The sequence below is a fragment of the Mycobacterium sp. genome, from assembly GCF_032159765.1.
Lineage (GTDB): Bacteria > Actinomycetota > Actinomycetes > Mycobacteriales > Mycobacteriaceae > Mycobacterium.
The window spans coordinates 1-8,404 of sequence record NZ_JAVHWM010000104.1 but is presented as its reverse complement, the minus strand read 5'-3'; the positions used below and the strand labels follow the sequence as shown (position 1 = coordinate 8,404).

The following is an 8,404-nucleotide window of genomic DNA, read 5'->3' as shown; positions in this document are numbered from 1 at the left end:
ATGGCCAGGCGAGCACTCCGGTGACTTTCACCGTGCCGATCAAGGGCACCAACCGGGCACCGACACCAGGCACGCCGGCGGTCGGCACCCCTGACACGACGACCGGAGCAGTCTCCGGCGCCCTGAATTTCACCGACCCCGACAGCGATCCACTGACCTACAGCGTCACCCAACCATCAACCGGCACCGTGACATTCAACGGGGACACCTACACCTTCACGCCGACGAAAGCCGCGCGCGATGCCGCCGCGACACCGAACGGGGCCAAGAGCCAGACCATCACCGTCACCGCCAGCGACGGACTGGCCACCGGCTCAGTAACCTTCAACGCACCGATCTCACCAACACCGCCACCGGGCAATCACCCACCGACGGCGTCACCGTCGCAGGCGACGCCGAATCAGGCCACCGGCGTGGTGACCGGTGCGATCAACGGGACCGATGTCGACGGCAACACCTTGAGCTATGCGGTAGGCACCGCACCGACCAAGGGGTCGATCGCCGTCAACCCGACGACGGGTGTATTCACATACGCGCCAACCCAAGCCGCGCGGTTAACAGGACAGCCGTCCACCGACAGCTTCACCGTGACGGTCAGCGATGGGACGAACTCGACACCGGTCACCGTGACGGTGCCGGTGTCTCCGGCGGTGCTCTCCCCACCGGCGTCCAAGCTGGTTGGCGCCGCCCCGGTGGGCGTCGCGGTGTCGCTGACGAAAGCGTATGTGGCCAATTTTGGAAGCAACACGGTGTCGGTGGTCGACAGATCGAATCTGTCGGCGACATCTGTCACGATCAATGTGATCAACTCGCCCACCGCGATCGTGCTGAGCCCGGATGGCACCCGCGCCTATGTGGCAGGCAACAACGGAGTGTCGGTGATCAACACCGCCACCAACACCGTGGTCGGCGAGTACACCTCGGACGGCGGACAGGCCTACGGAATCGCCGTGTCACCCGACGGGCAACGCGTGTACGTTCCCATGGCAGGCAACAACCAGGTGGCCGTGCTCAACGTCACAGGGACCACGCCGACTCTTGTCAGCTCCGTCGCCGTCGGCATCACCCCAACAGGCGTGGCGGTGTCCGCGGACGGTACCCGCGCCTACGTCGCCAACTACAGCAGCAACACCATGTCGGTCGTCGACACGTCCACTAACGCTGTGGTCAAGACAGTTTCGACCGGAGGAAACCCGATAGGCGTCGCCGTCTCCGCCGACGGGTCACGGGTCTACGTCGCCAACCTCGGTACCAACTCGGTGACGGTGATCAACCCCACCGCCGCCACCACCACCACGGTGGCCACCATCGGCGTTGGTACGCAACCCTTCTCGCTTGCACTCAGCCCCGACGGAAGCGTCCTCTACGCAGCCAACGGCGATGACACACTGTCGCTGATCAGCACCGCGACAAACACCGTCATCGCCACAGCCAGCGTAGACAGTGCTCCTGAGACCACCTGGCACGGAATCGCCGTCAGCCCCGACGGTCGCCAGGTGTACGTGGGTGACATGGGAGACGCCGCACTGCGCGTCCTGACCATCACCCACGTAAACCACGCGCCGACGGTCGGCACCCCCGTGATCGGAAATCCGACCGCGGCTACCGGGTCCGTCAGCGGCGACTTGAATATCACCGATGTCGACGGGGACACCCTGACTTACAGCGTGTCTCAGCCAGCCGAAGGTACCGTCAACGTGTCGTCGAGCGGTGTCTACACGTTCACTCCGTATCAGGATGTGCGGCAGGCGGCGGGTCAGACCCCGCAAACGGAGACCACCACGTTCACTGTCTACGCCAACGACGGGCAGGCGACGACCGCCGTCACCATCACCCTGCCCATCGCGGCGGTGGCGAACAATGCGACGCCGTACCTGCCGTTCGACATGCCGGTCGGCGACACCGCCAAGGTGGTGTTCGCCCACTACGTGCTCGGCTTGCCGCTCTCGATCGACAACCTTCCGGCAGACCAGGATTACTACACCATCCAGTACCTGACTCCTGACGGTGAAGGCGGTGTCCACGCCGCTTACGGTGGTTTCCTGCGCGACAGGCCACTGCCGCGTACACCGATCAACGACGCGGACTGGAGATACCTGGACGACGTCAACCAGATCCACCAGGCAAAGAGCGTCGGCATCGATGGTTTCACCGTCGACGTCATCGACCCCGGTGTCGAGGACACAGAGATCAGAACGATGTTGCGGGCAGCACAGTCGACTGACAATTTCAAGATCCAGCTCCAGGCCGACATGACGGGCACTGCTTCGAATATGACGCCCGCTCAGTTCGCAGCGGCATACGCTCCGTACCTGTCCTCGCCCGGCGCCTACAAGTTGGACGACGGCCGAGTGGTTCTCTCCGCGTTCTTCGCCGAAGGACAGACGGCAACCTGGTGGAACGACAGCCTGGGCGTGTTGAAGAACACCTATGGCATTGACGTCGCTTTCGTTCCGACGTTCCTCGACGCCTACAGCAACATGGACGCCTTCGCGCCGTTCAGCTACGGGTTCGGCAACTGGGGAGGACGCAATCCCGCGTCCACCGATCCGAACAACTCAAATCCAGGCTCGCAGGTCGACCTCGTCAACAAGGCCCATGCCTTGGGCAAGATCTGGATGCAACCCGTTGCATTCCAAGACAACCGGCCACGGGAAGGGATCTACGAGGAGTCAGGTAACACGGACAGCGCGCTGAACGACTGGCAGATCGCGATCAATCAGGGCGCCGAGTGGGTCCAGATGGTCACGTGGAACGACTATGCGGAAAACACCTCTGTCGCACCGTCGGTCCAACACGGCTATGACATGCTCGATCTGCAGGCCTACTCGATAGCGCAGTACAAGTACGGGGTCAACCCGACCATTGTGCGCGACGCCCTTTACGTCTCCAATCGCACGCAGTTCGCCAACGCGGAGTCCACGTACGACGAGACGCTGCCCATGACGATCAGGCCAGGAACGCCCGCGGCTACCAACACCATTGACGTGGTGGTGTTCGCAACAGCGCCGGCGACGATCACGGTCAATGCCGGAGGGGTGATCTCCACAGTCTCAGTGAACGCCGGGCGCAACGTCGTCACGGTGCCGCTGCAGATCGGCGACATCACGGTCACCATGACCCGCGCCGGGCAGACGGTGACGGTCGTGAACTCGCCTTACTCGGTGACAACGACGCCTTATGTGCAGGACGAGCAGTACCACATCGCGGGCGGCCTACGCTGACCTGTGTCGTGAGTCCTCACGCGGCTCGGCGCATCCGCAGGTGCGCGCCGAACACGCGCCTCAGCGCAACGAACCTGACAAGCGTGGCAACAAGATTGGCGACTGCGAGAACCGACAGCTGAACCGCGGGGCCCGCCTCGGGTACCGAGTGCTGCAGGACGAACAACGATCCGCTGGTGAGCAGCAGGCCGAAGCCGAACACGAGCAGCCCTTGGAAATGGTGACGCACCACATTCACCCGGCCGCGAATGCCGAACGTAAATGCGCGGTTTGCCGCGGTGTTTCCGATCGCAGTGACAGCCAACGCAATGAGATTGGCCGTCTGGCCGCCTAATTCCGGATGCAGAAGCCAGTACAGCAGTGTGTAGGCCAAAGTGCTTACCACGCCGATGATTCCGAATCTGACAAGCTGACCGACCATTCCGGGAGGTACGCCGGCGACCAGCGGTTCGCGGCCGATGCTGTGCTGCAGTTCGCGCAACGGCAGCGCACCAGTAGCCAATGCGCGCCCGACGCGCCAGCACCCCTTCAGGTCGTCTATCGCGGTCCGCACAATATCGACGCGCGAGTCGACGTCGTCGATCCAGTCGACCGGAACCTCGTGAATGCGCAGACCGGCGTGTTCGGCGATCACCAGCAACTCGGTGTCGAAGAACCATCCCGTGTCTGACACCAGAGGTAGCAGCTTTCGCGCGACGTCGGCGCGCATGGCTTTGAATCCGCACTGCGCATCCGAGAATCTCGCCCCGAGAACACCTTTCAGCAGCAGGTTGTAGCTGCGAGAGATGAATTCGCGTTTCGGTCCGCGAACGACTCGTGCCGACGCGGCGAGCCGGGAGCCGATCGCAATGTCGGAATGGCCCGAAACCAGCGGTGCGACGAGGGGCATCAGCGCCGACAGGTGGGTGGACAGGTCGACGTCCATGTAGGCGACCACTGTCGCGTCCGACGACGACCACGCGGCGCGCAACGCGCCACCACGACCCTTCGCGTCGAGGTGAATCACTCGGACATCTGCAATTTCGGCGGCCAATTGCTGTGCGATGAGCAGGGTTTCGTCAGTGCTCGCGTTGTCGGCGATGGTGATCTGCGACCGGTACGGCATGTCGCTGGCCAAGAACTGATGCAGGCGACGCACGCACGTCGGCAAGTCGTCCTGCTCGTTGTACACCGGGATCACGACGTCGAGCACGTAGGGTTGCGTCGGTTTGCGGTGCTCTTGACCGGCATCGGCGTCGACGGCGCCGTCCACCCCTGTAAGCGTCACGGGTTTCCACCGTCACGTGACAAGCTGCCACGGCACTGCGGTCGGACTGCGAGGTTGCTGGGAGGCAAACAACGATCGGGCTGCTTGACGGTTAACGGCCGGTGCCACCATGCTCGTGCGCATGGCGTCCGTGTTCACCAAGATCATCAACGGCGAGCTGCCGGGCCGCTTCGTCTACGAGGACGACGAGGTCGTCGCCTTTCTCACAATTCAACCGATGACGCAGGGTCATACGCTCGTGGTGCCGCGTGCCGAGATCGACCAGTGGCAGGACGTCGAGCCCGCGGCGTTCAACAAAGTCATGGCCGTCTCGCAATTGATCGGCAAGGCGGTGTGCGAGGCATTTGGGGCAGAGCGCGCAGGCGTGATCATCGCCGGGCTGGAGATCCCGCACCTGCATGTACATGTCTTCCCGGCGCGCGACCTGTCCGATTTCGGCTTCGCGAACGTCGACCCGAACCCGTCGCAGGAGTCGCTTGACGAGGCGCAGGCCAAGATCAAGGCTGCGGTCGCTCAGCTGACCTGAGCCGGCTCGTTCTCCACGATGTCGTAGGCGGGCACGTCCGCGATCCGGGGCAGGCGAACCTCGAACCGGCATCCACGACCCGGCGCGGTCGTTACGGTGACGGTGCCGCCGTGGGCAAACACGAGCGAGTCGACGATTGACAGGCCCAGCCCGGTTCCACCGCTCGCCCGTGCCCGTGACGAGTCGGTGCGGTAGAAGCGCTCGAAGACGCGGTGGGCGTCCTCCTCGCTCATGCCGGGCCCCTCGTCGATGACTTCGAGCCTGGCCTCGTCGTTCTCGGTGCCGACGCGGATAGTGATTTTGGCGCTGTCCGGGGTGTGCTGCAGTGCGTTGGAGACGAGGTTGCCGAGAACCTGACGCAGCCGGGCTTCGTCTCCGAGCACCTCGGGGGTGCCGGGCCCGTCGAACACCTCGATCTCGACCCGTCGACTGGGCGCGATCGATTGGGCGTCGTGAACGGCGTCGGTCGCCAGCACAAGCAGGTCCACCCGGCGATGCTCAAGGGGCCGTTGAGCGTCAAGCCGTGCGAGCAACAGGAGATCCTCGACGAGGACGCCCATGCGGCGCGACTCGCTTTCGATGCGCGACATCAACAGCTCGATGTCGCGGGCGGCGCCTTGCCGGTACAGCTCGGCGAAACCGCGGATCGTCGTAAGAGGAGTACGCAACTCGTGACTGGCGTCGGTGATGAATCGGCGCATCCGGTCCTCTGACCTTCGCGCTTGCGCTGCCGATTGTTCCGACGACGCCACGGCGCGCTGGATCTGCGCGAGCATTCCGTTCAGCGCCAACGACAATCGGCCGACTTCGGTTCGCGGGTCGCGCTCTGGCACGCGGCGGTCGAGCTGGCCTGCCGCGATCGCCGCGGCCGTCTGCTCCACTTCGGCCAACGGGCGCAGGCTGCGGTGCACGACCAGGTAGCCGAGGATGCCGAGGACCAGCAGAACGGCGATTCCGATGCCGACCTGCGACCACACCAGTGCGCGAACCGTCGACTGCACGTCGGTGAGGTCGAACGCGACGGTGATCAGTTCGCCGTGACTGCCGTGCACTGAAACTGCGCGCCACTGGGTGTTGGAGCCGTCGAGCGACCCGATGGTTACGGGATCGGGCCCCACGTCGTTGCTCGGCGGAAGCGCAGGGTCGGCGTCGCGGTCGTTGAACTCCTTCGATTCGACGCCGTCCTTGCTGATGACCACGACGTAGAAGTTGGACGGCGGACGTCCGGGGTTGGGGCCCTCGCTGGGCACCGGCGGCAGCCGCCGCGGTGCCTGCGCCCAGCCGCGCGAGGCATCGATGAGGGTCTGGTCGACGCGGTTGATCAGGCTGTGACGAAGGATCGAGGTGACTGCGATGCCGGACGCCAGCAAGCCAAAGCCGACGAGCACGAGCATCGCGGCAACGAGAGCCACTCGGAGTGGGACACCTCGTGCGCGCGTTACGGGCATCCCCATATTGTCCGCCAGCGCGGGTTACTCCTGCACTCTGCTCTTCGCGCGAGCGCTCATCGTGGTTCTCGAAGCACGTATCCGACGCCGCGCAAAGTGTGGAGAAGCCGTTTTTCGCCGGTGTCGACCTTTCGGCGCAGGTAGGAAACGTACGACTCGACGACGTTCACGTCGCCGCCGAAGTCGTATCGCCAGACGTGGTCGAGGATCTTCGGCTTACTCAACACGGTTCCGGCGTTGATCATGAAGTAGCGGAGCAACGTGAACTCGGTTGGCGACAGCGAAACCGGCTCACCGGCCTTCCACACTTCGTGGGTCTCCTCGTCGAGCTCGATGTCGGCGAACGTCAGACGAGCGCTGCGGGGTTGATCCGTGCCCCGTCCGGTGCGCCGGAGAATCACCCGCAGCCGAGCGACCACCTCTTCGAGGCTGAACGGCTTCGTGACATAGTCGTCGCCGCCCAGGGTCAGGCCAGCGATCTTGTCCTGCAAGGTATCTCGAGCTGTGAGGAACAGCGCCGGAGCGTCGATCCCGTCGGCGCGCAGCCGGCGCAAGACACCGAACCCGTCCATGCCGGGCATCATCACGTCGAGGATCACGGCGTCGGGGCGCACCTCTCGGGCGCGGTCAAGTGCGGCGGGACCGTTGGATGCGGTGTGGACTTCGAATCCCTGGAACTTCAGGCTCACCGACAAGAGTTCGACGATGTTCGTCTCGTCGTCGACCACTAGAACCTTGGCTTCGGGGACAGACTCGTGTAGAGGTGCGGCGCTCATGCGGCCTAATGTTCTCTTTCCGCATTGGGTAAGGCTGGCATCTACCTGTGAGCTTACTGTGGGATTCACAGACTTCCGGTGCGCGTAACCCGCTGATGAGGTGCATAGACTGGCCAGCATGAACGTCAGCAAACGCCTCACCGCGGCATTCATCGCGCCGGCGAGGATCGGATTGGCCGCCGCCGAGGCGAGCCTGGCCGTTGCGGGCGCTGGCGTGGGGCTGGCACGGAGGGCGTTGGGCGAGACGGACGCGCCGCCGCCGTCATCGGCGGTGGCGAACCTTCTCGGCATCGAGCCGACGATGGAGAAGTTCAACCGGTTGACGGCGATGCTCGACGACAGCACACCGCTGGGGCAGGCCCTGGCACCGGGCGGCCCGGTCGAGCGGCTGATGCAGCCGGGCGGACCGCTGGAACGCGCGGTGGCACCGGGTGGGCTCGTCGACCAGCTGCTAGCCGAGGAGGGGCTGGTCGAGCGGCTTCTGTCCGAGGACGGCCTGGCCGAGCGCTTGTTGGCCAAGGGCGGACTCGTCGACGTGCTGACAGCGCGCAACGGCCCGTTGGAGCAGATCGCGTTCGCCGCCGAAACCCTGAACAAGGTGACGCCCAATCTGGAGGCGCTGACGCCGACCATCGAATTGCTGAGGGATGCGGTGGAGTCGCTGAGCACCATCGCGAATCCACTGGGAGGGTTCGCCGAGCGATTCACGGGACGGTCACGTTCGCGGCGAAGTCAGCCGACGCCGCCGCGGATCGTGTCGGCAGAGCGGGTCGTCGACGCCGACGACGATCGCTGACCCGATAGGCTAGAGGCCCTGCCTCCTTAGCTCAGTGGTAGAGCATCCGCCTTGTAAGCGGAAGGCCGTCAGTTCAATCCTGACAGGAGGCTCCACCTCTTGCGAAGCTCAGAGCGTACTCGACCCCTCTCGGTCCCTAGCTAGACATACTGTCCGGCATATTTTTTGCGGAATACCTGTGCGACCGCATCTACACCAGTGTCAAATAGGCGTACGCGTCTGATTTTTGATCAGTTTTCGTTTAGCCCAGGGAGCGCACGTGGCATCTCGGCGTAGAACCAACACCAAGAGCGCCAAGGGACACCGCCGGGCAAACCAGCATCATCATGAGCCATACGGTTGGCTCGGAGCCGGCGCAGTCACCCTC

The 8,404-nt window shown here is 64.2% G+C and carries 6 protein-coding genes and 1 tRNA gene; 4 read left to right on the top strand and 3 right to left on the bottom strand.

The window, feature by feature from the left end:
• A partial coding sequence (locus tag QOH60_RS11620; protein ID WP_526420337.1) for an endo-1,3-alpha-glucanase family glycosylhydrolase occupies positions 1-3,224 on the top strand: 3,224 nt, incomplete at its 5' end.
• A gap of 16 nt (positions 3,225-3,240) precedes the next feature.
• Here QOH60_RS11620 and QOH60_RS11615 read toward each other — a convergent pair.
• Entirely contained in the window at positions 3,241-4,476 is a 1,236-nt protein-coding gene (locus QOH60_RS11615; protein WP_526420339.1) for a bifunctional glycosyltransferase family 2/GtrA family protein, read from the bottom strand.
• Between the two features lie 136 nt (positions 4,477-4,612).
• Between QOH60_RS11615 and QOH60_RS11610 the strand changes: the two genes are divergently transcribed.
• Complete coding sequence (locus QOH60_RS11610; RefSeq protein ID WP_526420335.1) at positions 4,613-5,017, top strand: HIT family protein; 405 nt, start codon at positions 4,613-4,615, stop codon at positions 5,015-5,017.
• Here QOH60_RS11610 and QOH60_RS11605 read toward each other — a convergent pair.
• Together QOH60_RS11605 and QOH60_RS11600 are read right to left on the bottom strand one after the other, a co-directional pair.
• On the bottom strand, positions 5,005-6,465 hold the full coding sequence (locus tag QOH60_RS11605; RefSeq protein WP_526420333.1) for a sensor histidine kinase: 1,461 nt from the start codon (positions 6,463-6,465) through the stop codon (positions 5,005-5,007). The two genes, QOH60_RS11610 and QOH60_RS11605, sit on opposite strands and share 13 nt — an antisense overlap.
• A gap of 56 nt (positions 6,466-6,521) precedes the next feature.
• Positions 6,522-7,241 carry a response regulator transcription factor gene (locus QOH60_RS11600; RefSeq protein WP_526420331.1) on the bottom strand — a complete coding sequence of 240 codons (720 nt, stop codon included), beginning with the start codon at positions 7,239-7,241 and terminating at the stop codon, positions 6,522-6,524.
• A gap of 118 nt (positions 7,242-7,359) precedes the next feature.
• Here QOH60_RS11600 and QOH60_RS11595 point away from each other — a divergent pair, with 118 nt between their 5' ends.
• Positions 7,360-8,037 (top strand): hypothetical protein, encoded by a 678-nt coding sequence (locus QOH60_RS11595; protein ID WP_526420329.1) that lies wholly within the window; start codon positions 7,360-7,362, stop codon positions 8,035-8,037.
• Positions 8,038-8,057: 20 nt separating this feature from the next.
• Positions 8,058-8,132: transfer RNA gene (locus QOH60_RS11590), tRNA-Thr, on the top strand.
• The last annotated feature ends 272 nt before the right edge of the window (positions 8,133-8,404 follow it).

Excerpts from the sequence above, each read along its gene's own strand:
- QOH60_RS11595 (WP_526420329.1), top strand. The coding sequence starts at position 7,360 with ATGAACGTCAGCAAACGCCTCACCGCGGCATTCATCGCGCCGGCGAGG.
- QOH60_RS11610 (WP_526420335.1), top strand. The coding sequence starts at position 4,613 with ATGGCGTCCGTGTTCACCAAGATCATCAACGGCGAGCTGCCGGGCCGC.
- QOH60_RS11600 (WP_526420331.1), bottom strand. The coding sequence starts at position 7,241 with ATGAGCGCCGCACCTCTACACGAGTCTGTCCCCGAAGCCAAGGTTCTA.
- QOH60_RS11605 (WP_526420333.1), bottom strand. The coding sequence starts at position 6,465 with ATGCCCGTAACGCGCGCACGAGGTGTCCCACTCCGAGTGGCTCTCGTT.